The organism is Taibaiella sp. KBW10 (genome assembly GCF_003852495.1).
In the GTDB taxonomy this organism is placed as follows: domain Bacteria; phylum Bacteroidota; class Bacteroidia; order Chitinophagales; family Chitinophagaceae; genus Edaphocola.
In genome coordinates, this window is sequence record NZ_QAJI01000007.1 from 199680 (window position 1) to 224873 (window position 25194).

18 protein-coding genes are annotated in these 25194 nt (G+C 43.9%); 8 read left to right on the top strand and 10 right to left on the bottom strand.

Annotated features, from left to right (window positions below; genetic code table 11):
* Positions 1-130 precede the first annotated feature (130 nt).
* Positions 131-775, top strand: a complete 645-nt coding sequence (locus DBR32_RS14795) for a 4'-phosphopantetheinyl transferase superfamily protein (RefSeq protein ID WP_124637149.1) — start codon at positions 131-133, stop codon at positions 773-775.
* Positions 776-793: 18 nt separating this feature from the next.
* On the opposite strand, the gene DBR32_RS14800 is transcribed toward DBR32_RS14795, so the two are convergent.
* The 3 genes from DBR32_RS14800 to DBR32_RS14810 all read right to left on the bottom strand — a co-directional run bounded on the left by DBR32_RS14800 (position 794) and on the right by DBR32_RS14810 (position 6058).
* On the bottom strand, positions 794-1282 hold the full coding sequence (locus DBR32_RS14800; RefSeq protein ID WP_124637151.1) for a GNAT family N-acetyltransferase: 489 nt from the start codon (positions 1280-1282) through the stop codon (positions 794-796).
* Between the two features lie 4 nt (positions 1283-1286).
* Entirely contained in the window at positions 1287-5216 is a 3930-nt protein-coding gene (locus DBR32_RS14805) for a Pls/PosA family non-ribosomal peptide synthetase (protein ID WP_124637153.1), read from the bottom strand.
* Between the two features lie 161 nt (positions 5217-5377).
* Positions 5378-6058: a Crp/Fnr family transcriptional regulator gene (locus DBR32_RS14810; RefSeq protein WP_124637155.1), complete on the bottom strand. Its 681-nt coding sequence runs from the start codon at positions 6056-6058 to the stop codon at positions 5378-5380.
* Between the two features lie 104 nt (positions 6059-6162).
* Between DBR32_RS14810 and DBR32_RS14815 the strand changes: the two genes are divergently transcribed.
* The 4 genes from DBR32_RS14815 (at position 6163) to DBR32_RS14830 (ending at position 11492) form a co-directional block, all read left to right on the top strand.
* Positions 6163-7452, top strand: a complete 1290-nt coding sequence (locus DBR32_RS14815) for a chloride channel protein (RefSeq protein ID WP_199724524.1) — start codon at positions 6163-6165, stop codon at positions 7450-7452.
* Positions 7453-7540: 88 nt separating this feature from the next.
* Entirely contained in the window at positions 7541-8131 is a 591-nt protein-coding gene (locus tag DBR32_RS14820) for an HPP family protein (protein ID WP_124637158.1), read from the top strand.
* A gap of 416 nt (positions 8132-8547) precedes the next feature.
* Complete coding sequence (locus tag DBR32_RS14825) at positions 8548-10803, top strand: M4 family metallopeptidase (RefSeq protein ID WP_124637160.1); 2256 nt, start codon at positions 8548-8550, stop codon at positions 10801-10803.
* 65 nt (positions 10804-10868) lie between these two features.
* Entirely contained in the window at positions 10869-11492 is a 624-nt protein-coding gene (locus DBR32_RS14830; RefSeq protein WP_124637162.1) for a hypothetical protein, read from the top strand.
* 28 nt (positions 11493-11520) lie between these two features.
* Here DBR32_RS14830 and DBR32_RS14835 read toward each other — a convergent pair whose 3' ends face one another.
* From DBR32_RS14835 to DBR32_RS14855, 5 genes are all read right to left on the bottom strand, one after another.
* The gene (locus tag DBR32_RS14835) at positions 11521-12687 is read right to left on the bottom strand and encodes a TIGR03364 family FAD-dependent oxidoreductase (RefSeq protein WP_199724525.1); all 1167 of its coding nucleotides are present in this window, start codon (positions 12685-12687) and stop codon (positions 11521-11523) included.
* Positions 12688-12759: 72 nt separating this feature from the next.
* Entirely contained in the window at positions 12760-16425 is a 3666-nt protein-coding gene (locus DBR32_RS14840) for a LamG-like jellyroll fold domain-containing protein (protein WP_124637164.1), read from the bottom strand.
* A 91-nt stretch (positions 16426-16516) separates the two neighbouring features.
* Positions 16517-17803 carry an alkaline phosphatase family protein gene (locus DBR32_RS14845; RefSeq protein ID WP_124637166.1) on the bottom strand — a complete coding sequence of 429 codons (1287 nt, stop codon included), beginning with the start codon at positions 17801-17803 and terminating at the stop codon, positions 16517-16519.
* Between the two features lie 67 nt (positions 17804-17870).
* Positions 17871-20810 carry a TonB-dependent receptor gene (locus DBR32_RS14850; protein WP_124637168.1) on the bottom strand — a complete coding sequence of 980 codons (2940 nt, stop codon included), beginning with the start codon at positions 20808-20810 and terminating at the stop codon, positions 17871-17873.
* 23 nt (positions 20811-20833) lie between these two features.
* Positions 20834-21271 carry a hypothetical protein gene (locus tag DBR32_RS14855; RefSeq protein WP_124637170.1) on the bottom strand — a complete coding sequence of 146 codons (438 nt, stop codon included), beginning with the start codon at positions 21269-21271 and terminating at the stop codon, positions 20834-20836.
* Between the two features lie 171 nt (positions 21272-21442).
* Between DBR32_RS14855 and DBR32_RS14860 the strand changes: the two genes are divergently transcribed.
* From DBR32_RS14860 to DBR32_RS14870, 3 genes are all read left to right on the top strand, one after another.
* Positions 21443-22012, top strand: coding sequence for an XRE family transcriptional regulator (locus DBR32_RS14860; RefSeq protein ID WP_124637172.1), 570 nt, complete (start codon positions 21443-21445; stop codon positions 22010-22012).
* An 84-nt stretch (positions 22013-22096) separates the two neighbouring features.
* Entirely contained in the window at positions 22097-23410 is a 1314-nt protein-coding gene (locus tag DBR32_RS14865; protein WP_124637174.1) for a DUF5690 family protein, read from the top strand.
* Positions 23411-23450: 40 nt separating this feature from the next.
* Entirely contained in the window at positions 23451-24152 is a 702-nt protein-coding gene (locus DBR32_RS14870; RefSeq protein WP_124637176.1) for a phosphonatase-like hydrolase, read from the top strand.
* 82 nt (positions 24153-24234) lie between these two features.
* Here DBR32_RS14870 and DBR32_RS14875 read toward each other — a convergent pair whose 3' ends face one another.
* A complete protein-coding gene (locus tag DBR32_RS14875) occupies positions 24235-24633 on the bottom strand; it encodes a DUF423 domain-containing protein (RefSeq protein WP_124637178.1) in 399 nt (132 codons plus the stop codon).
* Positions 24634-24644: 11 nt separating this feature from the next.
* A complete protein-coding gene (locus DBR32_RS14880; RefSeq protein WP_124637180.1) occupies positions 24645-25160 on the bottom strand; it encodes a shikimate kinase in 516 nt (171 codons plus the stop codon).
* Between the last annotated feature and the right edge of the window lie 34 nt (positions 25161-25194).

Here is a 25194-nt window from a genome sequence, read left to right on the forward strand (position 1 = left end):
GTTTATGCTTTTAAAATAGTTTGTATCTCCTTATTCCTGTGCTTTTAAGCCTTAATTTTGTCCTCGGGTACAGGTTCCGGGCACCTTATAGAATGCCCTGCAAAAAACAGAGTGCCTTTTTTTATACCTCATGAAACCGATCTACTTATTATATTATGTCCTGCAAGCCAAAGACGATGCCTATTTAGAACAGGCATTGACGGGCTTTCCAGAGCAGATGCGTAAGGAGATTAACCGCTATTCGGGTGCTGACCGGCACCTGCGTATCGCTACAAAAATAGTCACGCAGCGTATTGTTACTGATTTTGCCTACACCGGATCGGTCCTGAGCGATATACAAAGGGATCGGTATAACCGGCCTTTTTTACCGAATACGGATATAAGGTTTACGAGTGCCCATAGTCACTATATGGCTGTTGTTGCAGCCAGCACTGCCTATCAGGGGCTTGGCGTGGATGTAGAATTCAGAAAAGCAATCGACCTCCCGCTTCTTGAAGATTGCTTGCATCCTGGGGAGATTACTTTTTTAAGGGAGCAGGAACATGCTACAAACGCATTTTATGAAATATGGACGCGCAAAGAAGCGGTGCTTAAAGCAAGCGGCCTGGGTATTTCCAAAGAATTGAATCAGGTTGATGCCCACAAGGAAATCGTGTTTATAGAAGAGCAAGCTTTTTTTACCCAAAACCTTTTGCTTAAAACAGATTACGCCCTATCTGTTGCCGCAACGGATGCCCTTACTACTGTACAGATTAAGGAAGTCACTTTTCCATAAAACAAACCAAAGCAACATTTACTTCAACCACTTTTCATACACAAGCCGAATTGGCTTATAGCCTTGTTTGCTCAGCCAGTGCTGCATCTTGTCGTTATTGTACAAGGTATAGCGGTAGATTTTACGGATGGGAAAGTCTTTATACCGGGTTTCAAAAGTCTGGTTCAGCAGGGTGTAAATACCTTGTTTCCGATAATCGGGTTTTACATAGCCTTCTGAAACATACAAATCATTATCATCCCCTATTTCAAAGTTGCTGTCTTCTTGCTCGACCACATAGCCAAAGAGAAAACCGATGGCCACACCGCGATCTTCTGCAAGAAGAAAAGTACCCTGACAGGTTTCCTGACACTCTTGTAAAAAATTGAGGTAGTGCTTTCTGATCATGGGCCAATGCGCCGTACGGGGATTGAGTTCCAACTCTGACTCATGTAAGGCCCCGACCAGTTCGTCGGCGATATCTCTATGCTCCGCAATATTAATCGACCTTATGGTAATGTGTTCCATCAGCTTATTTTGCTTTTACCGGACTACCGGTCCAGGCGGTGTTATCGGTAAGGGATTCGCCTTTCATCACCAGCGATAAGGATTCAATACTCACGTGTTGGCCTATAACACTATCATATAGAATAATGGTACGGGAACCGATAGTCGTTTGTGCCCCAATATGCACCGATCCAATTTTCATGATCCGGTCTTCAAAAAGATGGGTTTGCGGGCCGCAGTCTTCATTCAGCATGGCTTCATCGCCAATAGTGACCATATCAAACTCTGTAATATCGGTCGTATTCAGCCATACTTTTTTTCCTGTTTTCACCCCCATTAAGCGCAGCAATATCGGCAGCCACATGGTTCCCCTCAGGCTATCCAGTAAGAAGGGTACCGACAGCGCCTCATAGAAAGTGGTGACCGCCTCACTAAGCCAAACCTTAAGGCTATACATGGGCATCGCAGTCTTTTTATAACGACCGACCAGCAACCATTTCAGGATAACGGTAACCACAAACAAGGGTATGGCCATGAACAATAAATAGTACACCGGAATCAGCAATAGTAATTTGCCCACAGATACCTGCAATAAGTTATGTGCATAGGCAATGAACAAAACGCTGGAGATAATGATAAACGTTTGGGGCAAAACGATGCGTAGCCCTTCCACAAGTGCGCGAGAAAGTTTTTTTAAGGGGGAAGGATGATAGGTTAAAGAGGCTTCAAAGTCGGTATTTTTTTGACGGGCAGGCAGGCCTATTGGCGGCGAACCAAACCAGTCATGATCACCTGATGCGTTCTGCTGAGCCTCAGTGGGCGCTTTGGATAGCACGCCGATAAGCATATTGTCACCCAAGGTATAACCTTGCGGAATCAATCCGCTGTTCCCCACAAAACTATTGTTGCCGATTTTTGTTCTTTCCAGAATCAAGGCTTCATTTCGCACTTCATGCTCTCCCAGTATGACGGCATCTGCAATGAAAGATCCTTCTCCGATCTCGGTCAGGTGATGGGTAACATCGCTGGCTGTAGAGATCTCCGAATTGTTCCCCACTTTTGCGCCCAGCAAGCGATAATACATGGGAATGTATACGGTGGCATATAAGGGATGTAAAACGGTAAGGGACAAATTCATCAATTGGTCTTTCATCCATTTTCTGTAATAGGTAAAGCTATAAATGGAGTACGTACCGGGAGTCATTTTTATCTGTAATAAACGGGAGATACCTCCGATCACCAATATAAAAATAAAGAGGTAAGACATCGCCAGGAAAGGCGTTTGCCATAAATAAGAAAAGTCATAATCACTGGCATGATCGTCCAACACATACAAGGTATACAGGGTCGGGAATAAAGGCAGGATGACGATTAGCGGGAAGATAAACAAGGAGCATAAATAAACAATAGCATATTTGTTTCTGCGTCTTTTGGGCGCCAGCACGATTTCCGGAAACTCCGCCTCGGGCACTGTTTTTATTTTTACGGCAGGGCTGCCATTCCACACTTCCCCTTTACCAATCGTATTGTGCTCCGGCAAGCAACTCAGGTCTTGTAATTCGCCATAGGCTTCTATCGTGGCACCACCGCAGACAATGGCAGAGGAACCCAGATAAGCATGGTCTCCCAAATGTACTTTTCTCAATTTAAGCCAGCCGTTTTCTACGGTCGCATTATCAATAGCACAAGCTGAGCTGGTACTTACGTTTTTACCAATGGTGACCAGGTCTTCGGCACCGATTTGCAATAAACTCAATTGTGCCGTGGGATCTACTTTCACCCCTAACAAGCGTAAATAACGGGGATATAAAGGCGTATCTACAATAAATTGTGAAGGCAAAAGCCTTTTCATTGCTTTCCATAACCACCAACGGTAATAATACCAACCCCAAAGCGGATAATCACCTTCTTTGATCTTACCGATGATCAGCCATTTGGAGGTAAGGATGAGCAAAGCAAAAATCGGCGGAATGGTACAGTACAGAACAAAGGCACTGAACAAAGCCGTGACATGATTATAGTTATTTACCAGCAGATAATAATAACTCAGATAAGGAAAAATAATCTCGATGGCCAGCAGGCCGTATACAATTATCAGGCTTAAGGTTTGGGCCAGGTTACATAAATAATACTGCCGGTTAGACACGCGGTGAAAAGGCTCACTGATGGTCTCTTTCCGGTCTTGTTGCTTCTGTTCCAGACAAGCGACGAATGCACTTAAGGGACGGTTTTCATAAACATCTTTTAAAGACGCCAGGGGCAATCCTGCCTTCTGTCTTAAATGAGAAACAAGGGTTGCAGCCAGCAAGGAGTGCCCGCCGAGGTCGGTAAAAAAGTCTTGCTCTAGGTTGAGTTCCTTTCCGGGGAAAACAATATTGAGTACCTTCAACACCCGCTCGCCTATGGGGGCTTGAGTGTTAATGGCAATTTCTTCTTTTAGGCCTTCGGTATGTTTAAAAGACTCCGGTAAAGGAAGGCTTTTCCGGTTTATTTTACCGCTGGGCATTCTGGGCATTTCTGAAAGCTGCACCATAGCCACCGGTACCATATAAGGCGCCAGGAAAGCCGCCAGTTCTTTGCGCATCTTATCCTCATCGAGCTTAAGCCCTTCCTGCAGCACAACATAACCCACTAATTGCTCCTGTGCATTATTATCTTCCCGTATGGCCACTGCGGCAGACGACACACCTGCAATGTGGTTCATACGGCTTTCGATTTCGCCTAACTCGATCCGGTAACCTCTTAGCTTTACCTGATCGTCAAAACGGCCGTGGAACTCAATAAACCCATCTTCCCGAAACAAAACCGCATCACCGCTTTTGTATAAAGTATCGCCGGGCAATTCCGGAAAAGGATTGGGTAAAAATTTTGCGGCCGTCAGTTCGGGCAGCTTAAAATATCCTTTACTCACACCCGGGCCGGTGATGATCATTTCCCCTTTTTCGCCCCGGGGTACGATGCGCATTTGTTCATCGACTACGGCCAGGTGATAATTGGGCAAAGGCGGGCCAATCGTGATCTCCGCCCCGGCTTTAATCATCGCCATGTTGGAGGTCACTGTTGTTTCGGTAGGACCGTAACTATTTATAAACGTCCGTTCGGGGGTACCCCATTTATCCAAAACCTGTTTGGTACAAGCTTCTCCGCCCGCGTTCACAATACGCAAAGCAGGCACCTCATCAATGATGGCGAGAATACTGGGAACGGCATGTAGAATGGTTATCTTATTATCGGTAAGCACGGTGCTTAATTCATCGATCGCTTTTACGGTAAAGGCATCGGCAATCCAGATGGTGGCTCCGGCAAACAAACTCACCCAAACTTCTTCACACCACATATCGAAGGAAACAGAGAAACCCTGATAGACCCGATCTTCGGGGCGGATACCCAGTACATCCTGTTCTGAGCGCACAAGGTGACAAATATTATGATGGCTGATGGGAATGCCTTTTGGCGTACCTGTGCTTCCCGAAGTAAAGAGTACATAAGCCCAATCGGCACTTGTCGCGGTGATCGCTACCGGCGGTATGTGCGCTGAGGGCATTTCCGGTATGGCCAGCGGCGGGCAATGAATACCTGCATCGGTATCGGAAAAATAAGTCTTCACCTTTATATCGGTAAACACTTTCTCGATACGCTCCTGCGGCATTTCACGGTCTAAAGGCACATAAGCGGCTCCAGCTTTCAATATCCCTAAAATGGCTACGGGTAAAGCCAGGCTTCGGGTATGCCATACCCCTACTGTATCTCCGGCACGCACCCCCTGCTGTTGCAGGTATAGCGCAATGGCATTACTCCAGTTGTCCAGTTCCGCATAGCTGATCGAACGTTCCTTAAAGATAAAGGCTTCCTTTGCCGAATGTTGTTTAAAGGATTCGGAAAGCAATACCGGTAAGGTCTCGTCTTTTATAAATTCGGGGGCTATTTTACCTAAAATAATACTGTCTGCTGCCATAGGGATAAGGGAATACGCAAATTAGATACTGCAAAATTACAACATGTAATCGTCTCTTTTTTCGTAAGTTGGAGAAAACATTTTCCACATTTCCCCAATAGGAAGCCTCAAAATTTTTCTACTGCTTTCAAAAATTGAATTTACTGCTTTCCTTTAAGATTCTACCCTATTTCGACAAATCCGGCAAGCACTTTTTCTTCCTTTATCCTGATATATTTTCCGCTGTTTTCGATAAGGGAAAGAAGCCCCCATTCCGCAAAAACCTTGAATACCGTTTCATAAGTGGTCGCGGCATAGGCTGCAATGTCCTGGCGTGTTACCGACAAGCGGATAAAACCATCAGCAGAAACCCCAAACCTATTTTTAAAATCGAGCAAAGCCTGAGCAATACGCCCCTTAACCGGCATATGCGCGAAGTCGCTCATTCTTTGCTCTGTTTTTTGCAACTCGGCGGCATAAAACTGCATCAGACTATAGGCAAAAGATCCATTGGCCTTCAGACTGGCCTCAATATGGGCATTAGGAATAAAACACACAGTGGTCGGCGCCAATGCGGTGGCCGTCGCCGTATACGCTTTACCCTGAAATCCCCTGATCCCCAAAATATCCTTATCCGCTACCCAACGCATGATCAATTCTTTTCCATTCCATTTACGGTGCACTTTCAGGGCTCCTTCCAGGGTAAAATACATACCGGTTACGGGATCGCCTTCTTCAAATAAAGTCGCTCCTTTCTTGAATTGCAGCGTCTGTTTTTTGAGTGCTGTCAATGCGGACCATTCCGGAACACAATGAGCACATAGTAAGCAGGCAGAGGTATTGCATAAACCGACGTGCTTCATAATATTGTTTATATTATATTAAAATGATTAAAAAGCAAAAATAACTAACATTTTATATTGTTTATACAATACTTTTGCAAAAAATATGATCGGTTTAATGTATTATGAGAAAGAAAATAATTACGCATCACTATTTTAAATTATGCCTTTATGCCCTGTTCATCGGGCTGATCGCCACGCTCCTCGCCTGCTCTCTCAAAGCGCTTACGGCAACATACCAGGATAAAATCTTCGAAAAAGTATCTCATACGGCTCCTTTGCTGTATATCCTCTTACCTTCCATCGGTATTACCCTGATTTATTTTCTCCGTAAGTATGCCTTTAAAAACAAGAAGAACACCGGCATCAGGGAGATTTACACGACACTGGAAACCCGAAAGAATTACCTCCCTTTCTTTAAAATACCCTCTCATTATATCAATGGCTTTCTAACCGTTATTTTCGGGGGTTCGACCGGTATAGAAGTCTCTACGGTTGTGGCCACAGCCACTGTGGGCGCGGTAACGCATCAGCACGGAAAGGCCGCACAGGTGTATAAAAAAGAATTGATCTGTGCCGGGGTGGCTGCAGGCATTACTGCTTTATTTGGCAATCCTCTAGCAGGCTTACTTTTTGCTGTTGAGGTTATTTCGGGAAAAGTAAGTAAACCTATACTGATCAGTTGTGGTAGCGCTGTGCTGATTTCCGGGCTGACGATGTATTATTTAGGCACCCAACCCTTATTACCTTTTACGGTGCAGCAATGGCACTTGCAGGCACTACCCTTTATTGTCATACTCAGTATTTTATCGGCTTTGCTAGCGGTTTATTTCACCCGGATAGTGATCCTGATCAAGGGGCTTTTCTCGCGGATCAGCAATAATTTTATAAGGGTCAATATGGGTGCAATACTGGTGGGCGGACTGATCTTCCTGCTGCCTTACTTGTATGGAGACAGCTACCGTGGTCTTATCGAACTGCTTCATCATACAGACAAATATTCCTTTACCCTTGGATTTGGATTTATGTTGCTGGCTTTGGTATTGCTGAAGCCACTAGCCGCCTCCCTCACTTTAGGTGCGGGTGGCGATGGCGGAGTATTTGCACCGGGCATTGTATCGGGTGCTTTCCTCGGTATCCTTTTTGCAAGCGCCTGCAATTATTACCTGCATACGCAACTGATTGTCCTTAATTTTGCCCTGATCGGTATTGCCGCTACCCTATCTGCAGCCATACATGCGCCTTTGACTGCTTTATCGCTTACCTGTTACCTGGTACAGGGCGGGTACTTACTCTTCGTTCCGATCCTGATCGCCGCTTTTGTGGGTAAAATAGTTGCTCAAAAACTGCTGCCTTATACCGTATATACTTATAAAGCGTCGCAGCCGGCAAGCGTACCGCTAGGCCGCACCTAGACGAATGCTGCTTCATACCGGAATTACCGTTTGTGGCAGGATTCCGAAAATATTATTTTTACATTTTAATCCTATACAGATCACATTCATGAAAGATAAATTGAAAAGAGGTGCCCGGATTACCCGGTATTGGGTGTACAAAGAAACCCTGATCGACAAGAAGGAACATCTATGGTCTTTTCTGGGGGCCTTTACCGGTATTTTACTGATTACCTTATTCCAGGAAAAGCTCTTGTTTTCCAGACTAGAAAATGTGTTCCTTATCGGTTCTTTCGGAGCCAGTTGTGTCTTAATCTATGGTGCCATACAAAGTCCGTTGGCGCAACCGAGAAACCTGATTGGCGGACATGTGATCTCTGCCATCGTGGGCGTAAGCATCTTCAAGTTGTTTCCCGATTGGATATGGCTGGCTGCTCCTTTGGCGGTAAGTTTATCAATCGTATGTATGCAGATCACGAAAACCTTACATCCTCCCGGTGGTGCCACAGCACTGATTGCAGTAACCGGTACCGGCCGGGTTCAGGAACTGGGCTATTTTTATGTGCTCAGCCCCGTTTTATCGGGCTGCCTGATCTTGCTGATCGTGGCTTTGGTCTTTAATAACCTGACCCCGAATAGAGAATATCCTACCAATTCCCGTTTTACAAGGCTGATCAAAAAGCGAAGGAAGCCAGAATAAATAAAGTGTGTACACTTTATTACAGGTGAAAAACCGATATGGTGCACAAAGTTTCTTCAAACAATTGCGCTATAAATGATATAAACCACACAAGTCTTTAGTTTCCCAAAAGTGATTGTGTTTTTCAATAAAATGCTTGTCATGATTCTTCTGTTTGTATGTAAAAAAGGCATCAATTCAAAAGCGCATTTATCTTAGAATAAAAAAAATATATGGAATTAAAATTTTCATATATTTGTGATATATACAAAAAAATGATGCCGCTATACATGAAGAATCCTGATTCTATCATTTTTTGATCAACTATTAAAACTGGGCATATGGAGTTATGCACCAGCATAGTAAACAGAAAAATTGTGACTAGAAGAAGACGTATTAGTAAATCCGTATTGCTCACAATCTAAAAAGTTTAAACTATGAACAAAATTTTCTACACCCTTACAGGCATTGCTTTATGCCTTATGGCTGCACCAGGTATTTCTTCAGCGCAATCCTCCGGAAATAGTTTCAGGGACAGGTATTACAGAGAGGGCAGTTATTTTTTTGACGATATTACAAAAATAAGATTACCCGAACTATTCACCATCTATAAGGCCGAGTTTGGCCTGGGCCAGGATGACGACATGGTGCAAACCAACAATGTCGTTACAGACCAAGGTCAGTTTACCACTAAATATGAGCATTATCATAAAGGTATTCCGGTAGAAGGATCCATGATCAATGTGATCGGAAGCAAAGGTATTGCACAATACGCTAACGGTTTTTTAGTAACGGAACTCAATATAGACAACAGTAACATTATCCCGGTACAGCAGGCGATAGACGCCGCCATTCAATATGTGGGGGCGACAACCTATCTTTGGCAAGATCCTTTATTAGAAGATGAATTAAAGGCGGAAAGTGGAGACCCTGATGCGACTAACTTTCCGAAAACAGCCGATTTAATCATCACCAAAAAACGAGGGGAGCAATATACAGCCGATGCCCGTAATTATCAGCTCTGTTACCGGGTGGTGATTCATGCCCTAAATCCTTCCTCTGTTACCGATGTTTATGTAGATGCCAACACGGGAGCGCTATATACATCACAAAATGCGCTGGAACATGATTATACGGCTACGGGTACCCAATGGACCTGGTATAATGGCTGGCATAATAATATAAAAACCAGGAGTTGCGGCAGCTGTTTTAACTTTTGGCTGCATGATGTAGATAGAAATATTTTCACTACGAAATATGGGGTTAATCCCTGGAATAAGGGGTCTTATAATAAAGACAACAACAACAATTGGGTAGAAAATGATACAAAAACGGCCTCCTCTGCCCACTGGGCTTTAGAACGCGCCTGGGAGTATTACATTAACAGACATGGCCGTTGGGGCACTAACTATGGGGGCAAAAGGGTTCATGTACAAACCGCAGCCTCCGGCATTTTGGGTACAAGCGCCAATGCCGGCTATCTTGATGCCAATGGCAATGATAACATCTATCTGAGTAATGATGGCAGTTATCCCGGTTCGGGCTCTGCAGGTGGCGCAGGATACAGCATGGCCGCTTTAGACATAATGGGTCATGAATATAACCATGGTATGATTAAAGCCAGTTCTGCACTGGGCTCTTTGGGAGATCTGGAAGCGAAGGCATTAAATGAGGGATATTCTGACATTTTCGGCAATAGAATTGAGCGTTATACGCTTGGCACTACCGATTGGAGTATTGGGGAAGCTACCGGCTGGCTTGTACGCTATCTCGACAATCCGCATAACGACATCCCTACCCCTTCTCCTGCACGTTACCTGGAGCCGGGATACTGGAATGCTAGTGCTTATCATAATGCGGGAGGCGTAATTCGCAAATGGTTTTACTTACTGGCAAACGGCGGTACTTTTGGTGGCCAAACGGTATCTGCAGTGGGTTTAGAGACGGCCGATGATATCGCTTACATTACGTATAACTGGTGGTTGTGGAGCAATGTAAAATATCTGGAGGCGGCCAATCAGACCGTTCATGCCACGGTTGCGCATTGGGGCCGCTGCTCTCAACAGCACAAACAAGTGGTGAAAGCATTTAGAGCTGTAGGTCTGAATGTACCCATACCTCTTTGTTTTAAGATTGACATTGATGGTCCTGTTATCCTACAACCTTCAGAAAGCGCTGTATTTAAAGTAAGATTAAATGAGATATCAGATCCCAATGGCCAATACTCATGGGATATACCTTCTTCATGGAATGCTGTGGCACAAGGTAATACCTTAACCTTAAACAGCGCGAACAGCATAGAATCCCGTGAAATTTCCGCAAAGTATACTGCTGCAGACGGAACGGTAAGCAAAGCAAGCATGGTCGTTCACTTTAGTGATGTACCATGGCAGCCGACCAATAATATGCCGGTGAGCCCCGTAAGCGGTCAATTAGAATTATTACCGGAGCAAATTGATGCGATCAATATCTATCCTAATCCGGCAACCAATACGGTTACGATCAGCATTAAAGGATTCACCGATAAAGCAAACTTAGAGATATATGACCTCGCAGGCAGAATCATAAAATCTGAAATATTAAGCGTAGAAAAAACTAATATCGATATTTCTGGTATAACCGAGGGTATCTATCTTATAAAACTGAACATAAACGGACATATGCAGACTAAAAAACTAAGCATTATTCGTTAATCTAAATATTAAATATAAGGATGCTGTTTATCCCTAAACAGCATCCTTATTTAATCACATACACTATGAAAAACTATTCCCTTACCTTTTTGATTTTATTATGTACACTCAATAGCTCTGCTCAAAAGAACGGCATAGAAATAGGAGCCGCGGGATATACTTTTTATCAGATAACGGAGCAACAAAAGGATTTGATTAATGTCGCCAGCCTCGGATACAACAGGCATATCCATAAAAAATGGTTTGCTTTTTTACAGTATAACAAATTACCTATTAAGGGTTGGCTTTTAGTACAGGAGCGTCCCGGTTTGGCTAAAGAATCGGTGCAAAAACTAACGAGCAGAAATAAATATAATTACTTTGATCTTGGCATGCGGTATCAGGTATACCAAGTGAAGCAACATCACCTTTCTATATCCGGAGGCCTGTCTTTCGCCTATGGAACAAACAGTTACCTCCTAAACGTTATATGGACAGAACCAGAACCCGGTGAACCTTACGGACATCCCATAGACGCCCAAGTCCAAACAAAGAAAGAGGGCTATATAGGCGGATTATTGGGTTTTCGCTATGATTACCGTTTATGGAAAAACCGTATTAATTTAGGTGCGGGTATTACAGCACGCGCATACACCCGGGACTTTCCCTTTCAGATAAACTATGGTATACATGCAGGCTATAATTTCTAATTTTTTTGCAAACACGACTGGTTAACGCTTAACCGAGTATAGCGGACACATGATGCTGTGCAAAACCTGCCGCTGTGGTCATTCCTTTACCACCAATACCCGTCACAATATGAATGCGATCGCCTATGGTATGGCAGAATATTTCGTCTTCATGCTGGGCATAAAAACCGGTCCAGTTCTGGGCTATGGCCCAATTATCGAGTTGCATGATCTTCTTTGCTTCCCGTAACATCACCTCATTTATAGCCATATCATTATAAAATATGTTCAGGTCGTCTTGCTCCTGAATAGGAGCATACTGATGCGAATCTCCAATGATTACGCTACCGTCTATACGTTGTTTGAACAGAATATGGATTCCATACGCAGCGCAATCGGCGGGCACTTCGGCAGGATCTAACAAGGCATAACTGTCGCAGCTGCTAAAGCTCTCGTATCGTCTTATGCTTAGTCCGGTAAGAATATTGCCGGGCAATTTTGTGTGCTGCTGGGGATAGGTAGCCATCATATTCAGTTTGGAAACGATCAGCCCGCTACCGGCAAAGACTTCGGGAAACAAGAGTTTAAACTCCCGGCCCGAGCAGATAAAACAATGCGCTGCTTTGTATTCTTTTTTGTCTGATACTTGTACGGTTACTGCTGTGCCGTTTTGCGCAACATCTACTACCGGACAATTATTGCGGTGCACAAACCGGTCTTCAAATTTAAAACTCAAATACTCCAGTACCCGATGGATCAGCACTTCCGGTTCTGCGGAAACTTCCTGTGGAAAGAACAAAGCACCGGCCGCATAGTCTTTTTGCAGCATCGGATAATGTGCTAAAGCTTCTGCTGCGGTCCATAAAGAAGATTGATAATCTTCTGCTGCAAACTTCTGCTGCAATTCTTCCAGCACTGTCATCTCCTGCTCATTACTGGCGATATAACAGGTGCCGTTAGGGCGAATCCCGATGTTAAATTCCTGTTGAATTTCTTTATACAGTGCTGTGGCGATGCGGCCATACTGATGCCATTCGCTCCCGGGGACTAATCCCGAAGGCACAACCTGGCCAAAATTACGTACGGTAGCTTCCTGTGCTCTTTTATCTTTCTCTATAAGTAATACGGTCTTGCCTGCTTTCAAGGCATGGTAGGCATGAAAAACGCCCAAAGCGCCCGCGCCTACTACAATTAGGTCAAACTGATTTTGTATCATCTTTCTCTCTTGTTTTTAAAATAAGTATTACTGCCTTTCCCGTAGGAAAAGCAGTAATACCGGTAAAGTTGCTTAGTGTTGTATGATCAGTTTTTGTGTTCCTGATGTGCTTTCATTGCTGATCGTTACGAAATACATACCTGAAGGTAATGCATCGGTTGCGATCGTTACTTGTTCTTTTTGTGTGCGGGTTTCCAATACCACGATGCCCATATTATTGCGGATCACAATCACAGATGCTTTCGCTTCTTTAAGCTTTATTTGCAACTGATCTGCCGCCGGATTAGGATATAGTTTGAAATGAGCCGCAGCTACATTGTTAATAGCATTCGGTGCCGCAGTTCTGAAGGCATAAGGACCTTTCCATGGATTCAATCCCAAAGTACAGCTATCCTGAAGGTAAAATTCATAATCTGTATTATTGCTTAAGCCTCCAAAAGTATATTCTGCAGTACTAAGTGGTCCTACTTGTGTGCCACTTCCCAAAGGAAAGCCTGCAGTGCCATACACAACATTCCAACGGCTGGCGGTGCTACTCCAGCTGGCTTTTGCGCCGGTAGCGGTCACATTACTCATCACAATATTTTGTGCCGGATTACAAGCTAAAGTAGTAAAGGTAAACGGTCCTGCCCATCCGCTGTTAGGGACGCTTGAATTACAGTTTGCTCTGATGTAGAAATCATAAGCAGTGTTGGGAGCTGCTGATGTAAGCTCGTATCTCTTTTGCGTTACATTGGTCTGGATGCCGAATGCCGGATTTCCAAAACCCTGGTTGCCCCAGCTCACAATATAATCCTGTGTTACCACACCATTATCTTGCCATTTCACGAGCAAAGAAGCATCGGTAATACTGTCTGCAGTAATGTTGTACGGTTGCGGACAGGTATTCAGGGTAGCAAAGTAAAAAGGTCCGACCCAGGCACTGCTATTTGTTGCATTACAAGAGTCCTTGATATAAAATTTATAGGTCTGAGCGGCATTTAGGTTGGTCAGGGTCATTGGACTGTTTGCCGGATAAACTTGTGTACCTGAACCTAAAGTAAAGCTGCTGTTGCCATACTCTATTGTATGCCCTGCTGCTGTAGAAGTCCAGCTGATCGTCGCTGCGCCGGTATCTACATTACCAATACTTACGTTTTGTGGTGTGGCACATATTGGTGTCGAAAAATCAGCAAGCACAAAATGCTTTACACCCAAAGGTTGTTGTATATGCAGGATGCTGGTCGCTACCGTATGTACTGCAGGTGTTTGTATCCACAGGGTATCATCATTGGCTTTTCTGTTATACACATGCAGGTTTGCATTATTGGCTACTGCGTTCGGATAAGTACCGTAATGATACGCCATCTTATAACTTGCCGTTTTATTGCCGGCGGTAAATACCCCGAAATATTGATTGGTACCACCCGGTTGTACGATGCCATTTGTATAGTTCGGTGCATTATTCATACGGTACAGGTGTAGTCCTGTGGCATTGGCTTCTACTGTATCTACGGACAACTGTCCCATGGCATTACTGTTTAAGCTTAGGCCCACATTGTTCCAAGAAGCAGGATATATATTAATACTGGTATCTCCGATAGCTGCGCCGCTAACGATTCTTTGCGGGCTATTCAACAAGGTTCCGTTGAATACAGTACCCGTACCGGCAAGATTAGTCAATACATTACCTGCTGGTTCATCCATGCGGTAATAAGCTAAAAGGTTGGTATCCGCTCCGTTTACTTTCTGGCACATATTTGCCCTGATTTCAGCTGCTGATAAGGCCTTGCGCCATATTTTCAATTCATCCATGGCACCTTTAAATTTAGGGCCATACACCCCGGTACCGTCCTGACCGAGGCGAATCGGCAGTGTACCATCAATCGTTTTACCCGAATCGGCCGAAATATTGATCGGACTGCCCGCAGGTACACCGTTCAGATATGCCGTTAAATTGCCTCTTCTGTCTATTACCATCGCAATGTGGTTCCACTCTGAAGGATCCGGCACCGTAATGTCATAATCTCTGCGGGTCCCCCCTACCGGCTTAAAGTTAAAACGTAAACTATTGCCGCCGTTCCAACACCAAAGGATGCCGGTATTTTGGCCATTGGCCCAGTTTTTATTCCCGATAAAAGAAGGGTCGCTGGAAGGATTATTAAACTTGATCCAGGTTTCCAGGGTCAGATCTGTAGTACCCATAGCACCGGATAAGGAATCACCGAGGTTTACATGTTCATTCGCCGCAGTACCTTGAAAACGCATGGCATAACCACTCCCATAAGTACTATAGTCAATTGCAGTCGTAAATGTATAAGGTCCTGCCCAAGCACTGGCTCCCAAAATAGAGGCACAGGTATCCTGTACATAGAACTGATAACTGGTATTGCTTTGCAGATTATTCAGCAGATAATTACCGGTACTGATATTTTGTACGGTGATACCACCTGCACCGGGCACAAAAGCACCGGTACCATAACTTATATTCCATCTGTTGGAACCGCCTGTTGTCCAGCCGAGCACCGCACTATTGGTACTTATGTTTTGTGCGTTCAGGGCAGAAGGGGTATTACAAGTCAGTGAGGTCACAAAACTTCCGATAATCAGTTCTTTTCTTGCGGTAATGGCTTGTTTGCTCAGGGTATTATTGGTGGTATTTTTAAGGGCAGTCCATAACATCCAAGTCGAATCGATTCCATAACGTTGAAACAGATCGATACCGCCTTCAAAAGTATTTGCTGCAGGAAAATTGGTATAATCGTATACAAGCGCATAGCTGGCGGTATCCACTACCGGGAATACACCATAGTATACATTATTGGTACCGGGATTGGAAATACCTGTTGTGGTATTCGGCACGGCATTTACTTTATATAAATGGACGCCCACAGCACTATTGCTGATATTGTTGACCAATACATTTCCATTGGCTGCGGAACTTAAATTCAAAACCTGCCCGGCAAATGAGGCTCCGTAAAAATTGACGGCTTCATCTCCGATGGCAGCACCGCTGGCGATGCGCAAAGGTGTATTAACAAAAGTACCGTTGAAGAAACCTGTTGAAGTGGCCGCTTGATTAGTAACAGTCGTTCCGGTAGCTTCATCCATACGGTAATAAGCCAATAAACCACTTTCAGTTCCGGCTATTTTTTTACACATACTGTTTCTGATGTCGCTTGGCGTACGGACTGTATTCCATATTTTCAATTCATCCATATCTCCGTCTATAGGAAAAGCAGCATTACCATCGGCACCAATCCTGAAGGGAAGGTTTGCATGTAAGGTATACCCTGAATCGGCGGCAATGCTGATCGGTGTGCCATTCTGCACGCCGTTTACATAACCAGTAATGGTACCATTCCTTTTTACCGTGATGGCAATATGGTTCCATTTTTCATAATCCAGGATCATGTTGTAGTCTTTACGGCTGCGGCCCTCTGCCCTGAAATTAAAACGGAGGGTGTTGGTCGCATAACGACACCAGGCCATACCTGTATTGGAACCACTGGCCCAGTTTTTATTTCCTAGAAATACCGGATCAGAGGCATTGCTCCTGATTTTGATCCATAGTTCGATTGTAAAATCGGATTGGGCTATGGATTTGGAAAGCGAATCTCCCATATTGACCTGAGCCGTCCCATCAAAGCGAATGGCCTTAGATGCCCCCTGTGCATAGGCAACAGTACCGGTTACGGACAGCAGTGCCAAACAACATAATTGTAGCAAATGCCTTTTAAAATATAACAGCGTTTTCATTTTTATAAATTTTTGCTTTTCAATTCAAGATTTTATGTGATTAAGAAAGAATATATAGGAAAGCGCTGCCCTTTTCGCGCAGCGCCTGTCCTTATTGTAAGACGATTTTCCGGCTCGTTTGTTTTCCGTTGTTAGTCACCTGCATCATGTATAATCCTTTTGGCAAAGCCGTAAGATCAAAAGGCACGACCGTTAAACCTGTATTTGCTTTTACTTTTTTGCTTTGCGATACCGCTCCGTTAACATTGACAATGCTGATACTGATCTCTCCTGTAATGTCTTTAAAAGCGACTTTGAACGCACCGTTGTTCGGATTAGGGAAAATGCCCAATTCAATTGCTGCATTGTTTACATCTTCGATATAGGTAGGATGTTCGGTGCTTGTATCGGCCAGCAACCAGGATTTACCATCTAAATTCCAGCTCGGATTGGTTTGTGGATTTTCGCAAGCCGTTCCTTTTAACAGGTGTGCCAAGGCGGTAACAGCGATATCGGTCAGTACAGGTGTGCTTCTTAACAAAGTGGTGTCTACTGGATTTGCAGACATATAATAACTGCCTGGATCAGGTCCTGTGATTTCCAAATGGGGAACACTTGGTCCGGAAGCAACCCACCAAATATGTCGCTCAGTATTGGATTGTCCACCATGTGTGGTTCCGATACCACCATGGTCGGTAGTCAGCATGATCAACCAGTCTTCCTGATTATAGGTAGGTCTTTGGTATAATTTAGCCAACACTTCTCCGATCTGCTGATCTACATCCTGAATAGCGTTCATGTATTGTGCATTGTTCGGATTAAATCCTGAAGAGTGCCCGGTAGCATCTGTTTCATCATAGTGGATGAACAGGACGTCGAGGTTTGGATCGGATAACTGAATCTTTGCGGCAGCCGTTACTGCGCCTTGTCCGTGCGAACCGGCATCTATCGATTGGTTGAACCCGCTGTTGAAGACAAAACCGGCAGCATTATTACTATTGGTCGGGTCATTCATCGGATCCCAGGTAATGATCTGTATGGCTTTTAGATTAGGCAAACACTCTTTAGCACGCTTGGGAAAATAAGGATAGTTGGCAAAATTAGGATTGGTATAACTGTTATTGGTTACCTGATGCTTCGCTTCCCAAACACCGGTCATCATGGTAGACCAGGAGGCACCGCTTGAAGTCTGTCCACAATGCCAGGAATCAAAAGTATACAGCCCATGTGCCATAAGGGTATCGATATTGGGCGTATTGGCCTGTACCAAGGCATCTGAGCGCACCCCGTCGATCCCGATAAACAGCACCTTTGGTTTTTTAGGTGTGGTTTGTGCAAAAGCCGTTGCGGTAAGGCCGATCAATGCGGCAGTACTGAGTAAATTTTTAATCGTTTTCATTTTTGAATTGATTTTTATAATTTTTTTAAAAATTTATTTTGGTTTTGATATCAAAAATTTTGGTGTCCTACAGGTTGTATCGTAAGCCCAGTAAACCTCTTATGGAATAATATTCTGTCTTCACAGGGCGTTCCTTTTGCCCGCGGTACATCGTGAACGGTGTGTTGGTCAGGTTATTCAACTCTGCAAAAAAGGAAAAGTGCTGTTTAAAGTTGTAGGAAAAGGAATAGTCTACCGTCAGGCTCCGGCCCACATACACATCATAATTATTATCCTGATGCAGAATGAGTGTCTTTTCAGAAGCAGGGTCTTTAACGGCATAAAGATTCAGTTCGTAGAGATATGGGTCACGATAATTCAGTCCGATCCGGGTCGTAATATGTTCGTTTTCGAAGAACAGGGCTACATTCATTACATTGGGTGATTGTCTGGGTAGCTGTTGTGGCTTTTCTCTTGCGGCAATGTTCATCCGGGAGTATGTATAAGAATAGTTGAAATTCACCCCGAAGTTTTTGAACATTCCGGGCAGGAACCGAAATTTGGTCATTAAAGAGGCTTCCAGGCCGGCGGCATATGATTGCGGGGCATTCTGAAACTTCTTGGCGATTACCCCACCCGGAATCTGGAATTCATTAGAGACACCTGCATTGTCCGCACTGCTGCTTTCAAATGCGGTATAGATATGGTCTTTTACATTTTTATAAAAAGAAGAGAAACTAAACATGCTGGTCGCTCCCAAATAGCGCTCATAAGCCAAATCAATATTCCAGGAATAAGTCGGTTTTAAGGAGGGATTACCATATACAAGATCATTATTCGAGTAATCTATTGCAGCGGCTCCTGGCTTGATCTCGTTAAAGTTTGGCCGACGGAAAGTACGTGTTGTTGCAAAACGCAGGTTCTGCTTATCGGTCAGGGCATATTTTACATTAAGCATGGGTAATACTGACAGGTACGATTTGCCTGACTGTACCGAAACCAGTGCTACGGTACCCAATGCCGGGTCTATGGTCACAATACTATCTGCCTGTACATTCGGATTGGTATATTCTATACGGGCACCAGGCAAAATCGTCAGCTTAGGTACGGGACTCCATTCTGCCATTGCATAGCCGGCATATACCTGCTCTTTATAGCGATAGCTGGAACCAACCATCTGCTGAAAATAAGGGGTCTTGACACCGAAAGGAATATAGCGCAAGGTATCTCCCAGGCTGGACACAAAACGATCGACCTGATCGCCTTTCAGGAAAGGCAGCATTTTACCGCTGTATGGGCTTCCGAGCTCTTGCAGGAATCCTCCGCGTTCATTGACCAGACCCGGATTAAAGCTGTTGTACAGTATAGAAGTACTCAGGTCTTTGTTCCGCTCCCACAGCTCCAGGCCCACATTTCTACGGCCCTCTTTCATCCGCATTTTACCGCCGAATTTCAGTTTCAGGTTATTCTTGACTGCATATTGCATATCTATCTGCGCCGTAACCGGGTCTTTTTCGGTGGTCTGATTGGTTTCAGAATAGGCACGCGTAAAAGCAAAAGAATTATCAGAAGGATTGATTAGCGGTACTTCCCGATAGGTAGGTTGTATATTTTTATAGTTATCTCCGTATCCGGGTTCCGGGCTGTCAATGTCCAATAATTTAAGCCTGTCATAAGCATTACGCTCATCGGTTACTTTCCCGTTTTCATCCAGGTATAGAAAATCGGTAAAGTCGACCGCCTTTTCAAATTCCACTACATGGTAGCCATTGCGTGCATCTCCTTTACTAAAAGGTACGGCACCGTATTGAAAGGCATTGCTGTAGCTCGCTACCCGCCAACTGGCCGAAAGTTTTTTAGCGAGTTTTAGCTCTCCCCCCAACTCCGCACCCCAAAAACGGGTAAGCATAATATTATGAATATTTTGCAGTTTGATAGATTGTCCCCAACCGGTACTCCAGTTGTACATGGTCTTACGGTTGTATTCATCATCCTTCATACTACCGTATACTCCTTTGGCATAGATCCTGGCCTGCTCGTTAAATTTATATTCCAAGGCACCGTTAAACCCTAAGGTACTGCGCCTTCCTTCATAATCTCTCAGCTCCAGACGAGACAAAGACTGGTTCATGTTACTACCATAAAATACCTGATAGTTATCAGTTGCCCAATTACGGTTATATAAAGAACCACCGGCAAAATAGCCGAATTTTCCGTTTTTGCTTCGGTTGCCGTATGCCAGGGAAGCGTTATAGATGGGCTTATCGGCTTGTGCATTATAGCCGGCACCCAGAGAGGCTTGTATCGATTTTTTGGCAGGGGCATTTTTTGTAATAAAATTGGCGCTTCCGCCAATGGCATCGCCTTCCATATCGGGCGACAGCGTTTTAGAAACAACGATATAGTCGACCAGGCTTGAAGGAAAAATATCGAAATTCATTGCTCTGGTCTTAGATTCTTCATCTGCTACCGGCATACGGTCTCCGTTCACCAAGGCTGCGCTCCAGTCAGAAGGGGTACCCCTAAAGGAGATAAAACGCCCCTCTCCCTGATCAGACTCCATCACCACACCCGGCAGCCGCTGTACGGCTTCTGCCACATTACGATCGGGCAGTTTGGCCACCCCTTCTGCAGACACAATATTGGAAAAAACGGTGGATGATTTCATCATATTCAGCGCTTTGGTCTCTGTACCTTTAATGCTGGCCAGTACCAATACCTCATTCAATTCCTTTTCTGCCAGTTCTATAGTACCCAGAGAAAGGTCTCCGGTAAGTTCAATCACTCTGGTGTAAGGCTGATAGCCTAAAGACGAGACACTTAAGGTATATTTACCATACGGAATACCGATCAATTCGAAACGACCATCTATATCCGTAACGGTATTATAAGATTTATCTACCAGGTTGATGATAATACCGGGTAGGGCTTCCTTTTTGTCTTGTACAATACCTTTTATGCTTGCAGTTTGTGCAAACAAGGCTGCGGGTAATACACTAAAAGCCACAAGCGTAACTATACTTTTCATTATTTATTGATTATTATATGATCTTATTGATGTTCGTGTGTTGCATGCGCCTCATGATGTTTCAGGTCGGGCACCGGCGCTTTGGGATGCAATTGATTTTGGTGTTCTATAAAGAGCTGTGCTAAATCGGGCCTTCTGAAATACTGCACGACGGGAATAACCGTTTCGTAAAATGTGTTATAGAAAAACCGGCTTCTTTTTTCCGGTACGATCGCTTCGTACGTTTTTTTATATGTGGCCACACATTTAAGGAATAAGGTATCGGCAGGTAGCGCAACCGGATAATCGAGTTTGTATTTTTGCACCTTATACAGATCTCCGGCGATACAAAATTCATGCAGGAGTATATCTATTGCGACCACTTTACCCACGCTATCTCTTTCTGCCGTATGCTGCTGTGCAAAACTGTTGATTCCTGCTATACAGCAACACATGAACCACAAGACCCTTAACTTGCTCATAAAACAATTTGTTTAAGAAATAATTACAAGGCAAAATTAATAAACAGTAGTTTACAAATGCTTAACTTATGTTTACCAAATTGTTAAGAAAATGGGCAGAATATTAATTTCAAAAGGGAATTATGCAGAATAGAAAAGACACAATATCTTTGAGGTTTATAAATTCTAAACATGGAAGGAGCATTTTTACTGGAGGTAAGCCGAAGAATTAAAGAATTTCGGTACGAGAAAAGATTAACAGTACAACAATTGGCCGACAGATCGGGTGTGAGTAAAGGACTGATCTCTCAAATAGAAAATGGCAGAAGCATCCCTTCCCTTCCCGTATTATTTGGTATTATTCAATCTTTAGAAATGGCCGTCAGCAGTTTTTTTGACGGGCTCAATTTGCAAACGCCCAACGTAATCGTGCAGCGTAAAAAAGACTATGAATCCTTTACCAAAGAGGATGCCAAGGGTTTTTTATACAAACGTATTTTTGTAAAAAGCCTCTCCGCTTCTACCCTTGACTTTGTGATCCTGGAACTGAATAAGAATGCAAAAAGAGAGGAAGTAACCACCGATGCCTTTGAATATAAATACATCATACAGGGAAAGTGTGAATACCTGATCAATGGTGAGCGCTACGAATTAGCAGAAGGAGACTCTTTATTCTTTGACGGACGCCTGCCGCATGTACCCAAAAATACCGGAAATGATAAGTGTGTGATGCTGATTGTTTACTTCTTCAACCAAAAGTAAACAAATACTAAACATTAATTTAGCATTAAGATAACATTGGAGCACTACATTTGCGCCTGAATACAAATACTAAACATTAGTTTAATGAAAGTAAGGCAAAAATTAGCGCAAGAGGCTAATTCCGTGTGGTTTATATGTTTTGCGACTATAGCATCTTTTCTGACCTATACCGCTATGTATGCGGTACGAAAAGCATTTGCCGCCGGCACTTATGGCGGACAGACCTTTTGGGGTATCGATTTTAAGATATGGCTGGTTACGGCACAAACCATTGGGTATACCCTTTCCAAATGGATCGGCATTAAGATTGTCGCGGAAAATACTCCTAAACAAAGACCCCGCCTCATCATAGGGCTTATCCTGATCTCCGTGCTCAGCCTGGGCTTATTTGCAATCGTATCCAGTCCTTATAATATTGCAGCCCTCTTCCTGAATGGCCTACCCATTGGCATGATCTTCGGACTCATTTTCAATTACCTGGAAGGCAGGCGCAGTACAGAAATCCTTGTGGTCGGCCTCACCATAACCCAAATCTTTTCTTCCGGCTTCGTCAAAAGTATGGGCCAGTATTTTATCCATAACCTTGGGGTTAATGATATATGGATGCCCTTTATTATCGGGCTTTGTTTCTTACCGGTATTATTGTTTTCAGTGTGGATGCTGGAGCAGTTGCCTCCGCAAACAAAAGAAGATATTGCCCTGAAGTCGGCCCGAAGCCCTATGATTAAGGTAGAACGCAAACAATTTATCCGCCATTTCATCGGAGGCCTCACGATTTTTATGATCAGTTATATACTGATGACCAGCTACCGGGATTTCAGGGACAATTTCGCACCGGAGATCTGGCAGGGACTGGGGTTTGAAGGGCATTCTTCTATTTTCACGCTGAGTGAAATTCCGGTATCGATTATCATTCTTTTCCTGATGATTTTCCTGCAAAAAATACAAAACAATTTAAAAGCTTTTCTTTTTATCCATGCCATCAGCATTACCGGTGCCCTGATATTGCTTATCAGTACCCTTTGTTACGGATTCGGATACCTTAGCCCGCAACTGTGGATTTGTGCGACCGGTATTGGTCTGTATATTGCTTATGTACCGGCAAATACGATCTTCTTTGAACGCATGCTGGCGGTATTCAAACATGCAGGCAATGCAGGTTTTATCGTAATCATGGCCGATTTCTATGGCTATTGCGGGAGTATAAGCGTCCTGTTTTATAAAAACTTCGGCAGCCAAAAAATGAGCTATGTCGATTTCTTCTTTAATGCCTCCCTGGTGGTCGCCGGCCTGTTGCTGCTGGCACAAGTCAGCTCGGTCTTCTACTTCCTTCGGAAGGTAAATCCGCGACGCATACCCGCAGAAAAGGAATCTCAAAAGTTAAGTATTAGTAAATAATTGTTTTATATTTGTACACTTTCTTTAAATTAAATAACCAATGCAAACCGAATTAATTAAGCTTGCTGTTTTTGACATGGCCGGCACGACTGTTTATGATGATGATTTTGTAACCCGGGCTTTATGTGACGCCTTACAGCTGCATGGCTACAGCATATCCCTTTCTGCTGCCAATGAGGTGATGGGTATTGCAAAACCCGTCGCTATTGAAATGCTGCTGGATCGTTTTTACCCTGACGCAACAACTAAAAACATAGCCCTTATTCACGAGGATTTTTTAAGACTCATGATCGATTTTTATAAAAATGCACCCGGTATCTGTGAAATAGAAGGCGCTTCGCAAACCTTCCGTGCCTTACAGGATCAAGGGATAAAAGTAGGTCTGGATACAGGTTTCAGCCGCGACATTACCGATATTATCATTCAAAGACTGGGCTGGGCATCTTTATTGGATGTGAGTGTATCCAGCGATGAGGTGGCTCAAGGCCGCCCCTATCCCGATATGATCTTTAAGGCAATGGACCTTACCGGCATTGAAGATGTACGCCAGGTGGCCAAAATCGGGGATACTCCTGTGGACCTTGAAGAAGGCCATCGTGCAGGCTGCGCGCTCGTGGTGGGTGTACTGAGTGGTGCTAATGATAAAGAAGCATTGCAAAAACATCCGCATACCCATATCATAGATTCTATAGTAGATTTTACTACTTTGCTGAAACAAGAGCGTTTGTCTCCGGTTGCATAACATAACAACAGCATTGCCTACCTACAGAAAGGGTTCACCGATACCGGTGAACCCTTTCTGTTATCACATAAATAATGTGAAATCAGGATTTTGGATTGTGCTGCAAAACGCCCAACAGACTGAACAACCAGCCCAGGACAAAAAATACGCCTCCGATTGGGGTAATGATCCCTAAACCTTTCAACCCTACAGCGCCATTGTGCTTTAAGGCAACCAAAGCATAAATAGAACCGCAGAATAATACGGTACCGATGATAAACATCAGGCTGGCTCTTTGCAACCAGACAGAAGGCATATGGGCAAACATAATCCCTACAGCTAACAAAGCGAAGGCATGGTAAAACTGGTATTTAACGGCTGTTTCAAAGGTATTGAGCAATTCGGGTGTGAGTTTTTCTTTCAAAGCATGCGCACCGAAGGCGCCTAATATAACGGCCAGCATTCCGAACAGTGAAGCGGCTACCAAGGCTTGTTTGTACATAAAATGAGTATTTAAAATTGGAGTGAACTAAAAAGCTGCGCAAAATTAGCCATTGTTACGGATAATGCATCAAAGGAATAGGTAGATTTTTCATAAAAAACCACTCTTTGGGCTAATAAGCTTTCTATAAAAGCCAGCCGATCTTCGGGAGCAATATTTTCAAACATAGGGCGCCTTATTTTGGACTGCGTGAGCCTGCTGTGTATAAAGGCTGGTGTACCTTCCAGGTAGATGACCACGCCCTGCTGCAGCATGAGGTCCATATTGTCGAAGAAGCAAGGAGCACCTCCACCCGTAGAGACCACACAAGACTCGTCTTTATGTTGTTGTATAATTTTATGAAGGCATTCTTGCTCTATTTGCCGAAACATGTTTTCACTTTTAAGAAAAAGTTCCGGGATGGTTGCGCCGGTTTCGGATTCTATAAACTGATCCAGGTCGATAGCGGTACAGCCATAATGCCGTTTTAATTTTTTCATCCAATATGATTTGCCCACTCCGGGCATTCCCACTAAAAAAATTATCATAGACGATCTGGATTACAAGGCTTTTTATTCGTTA

Bases quoted from the DNA above. Each gene is read 5' to 3' on its own strand.
- DBR32_RS14795 (WP_124637149.1), top strand. From the start codon at position 131: ATGAAACCGATCTACTTATTATATTATGTCCTGCAAGCCAAAGACGAT.
- DBR32_RS14800 (WP_124637151.1), bottom strand. From the start codon at position 1,282: ATGGAACACATTACCATAAGGTCGATTAATATTGCGGAGCATAGAGAT.
- DBR32_RS14805 (WP_124637153.1), bottom strand. From the start codon at position 5,216: ATGGCAGCAGACAGTATTATTTTAGGTAAAATAGCCCCCGAATTTATA.
- DBR32_RS14810 (WP_124637155.1), bottom strand. From the start codon at position 6,058: ATGAAGCACGTCGGTTTATGCAATACCTCTGCCTGCTTACTATGTGCT.
- DBR32_RS14815 (WP_199724524.1), top strand. From the start codon at position 6,163: ATGAGAAAGAAAATAATTACGCATCACTATTTTAAATTATGCCTTTAT.
- DBR32_RS14820 (WP_124637158.1), top strand. From the start codon at position 7,541: ATGAAAGATAAATTGAAAAGAGGTGCCCGGATTACCCGGTATTGGGTG.
- DBR32_RS14825 (WP_124637160.1), top strand. From the start codon at position 8,548: ATGAACAAAATTTTCTACACCCTTACAGGCATTGCTTTATGCCTTATG.
- DBR32_RS14830 (WP_124637162.1), top strand. From the start codon at position 10,869: ATGAAAAACTATTCCCTTACCTTTTTGATTTTATTATGTACACTCAAT.
- DBR32_RS14835 (WP_199724525.1), bottom strand. From the start codon at position 12,687: ATGATACAAAATCAGTTTGACCTAATTGTAGTAGGCGCGGGCGCTTTG.
- DBR32_RS14840 (WP_124637164.1), bottom strand. From the start codon at position 16,425: ATGAAAACGCTGTTATATTTTAAAAGGCATTTGCTACAATTATGTTGT.
- DBR32_RS14845 (WP_124637166.1), bottom strand. From the start codon at position 17,803: ATGAAAACGATTAAAAATTTACTCAGTACTGCCGCATTGATCGGCCTT.
- DBR32_RS14850 (WP_124637168.1), bottom strand. From the start codon at position 20,810: ATGAAAAGTATAGTTACGCTTGTGGCTTTTAGTGTATTACCCGCAGCC.
- DBR32_RS14855 (WP_124637170.1), bottom strand. From the start codon at position 21,271: ATGAGCAAGTTAAGGGTCTTGTGGTTCATGTGTTGCTGTATAGCAGGA.
- DBR32_RS14860 (WP_124637172.1), top strand. From the start codon at position 21,443: ATGGAAGGAGCATTTTTACTGGAGGTAAGCCGAAGAATTAAAGAATTT.
- DBR32_RS14865 (WP_124637174.1), top strand. From the start codon at position 22,097: ATGAAAGTAAGGCAAAAATTAGCGCAAGAGGCTAATTCCGTGTGGTTT.
- DBR32_RS14870 (WP_124637176.1), top strand. From the start codon at position 23,451: ATGCAAACCGAATTAATTAAGCTTGCTGTTTTTGACATGGCCGGCACG.
- DBR32_RS14875 (WP_124637178.1), bottom strand. From the start codon at position 24,633: ATGTACAAACAAGCCTTGGTAGCCGCTTCACTGTTCGGAATGCTGGCC.
- DBR32_RS14880 (WP_124637180.1), bottom strand. From the start codon at position 25,160: ATGATAATTTTTTTAGTGGGAATGCCCGGAGTGGGCAAATCATATTGG.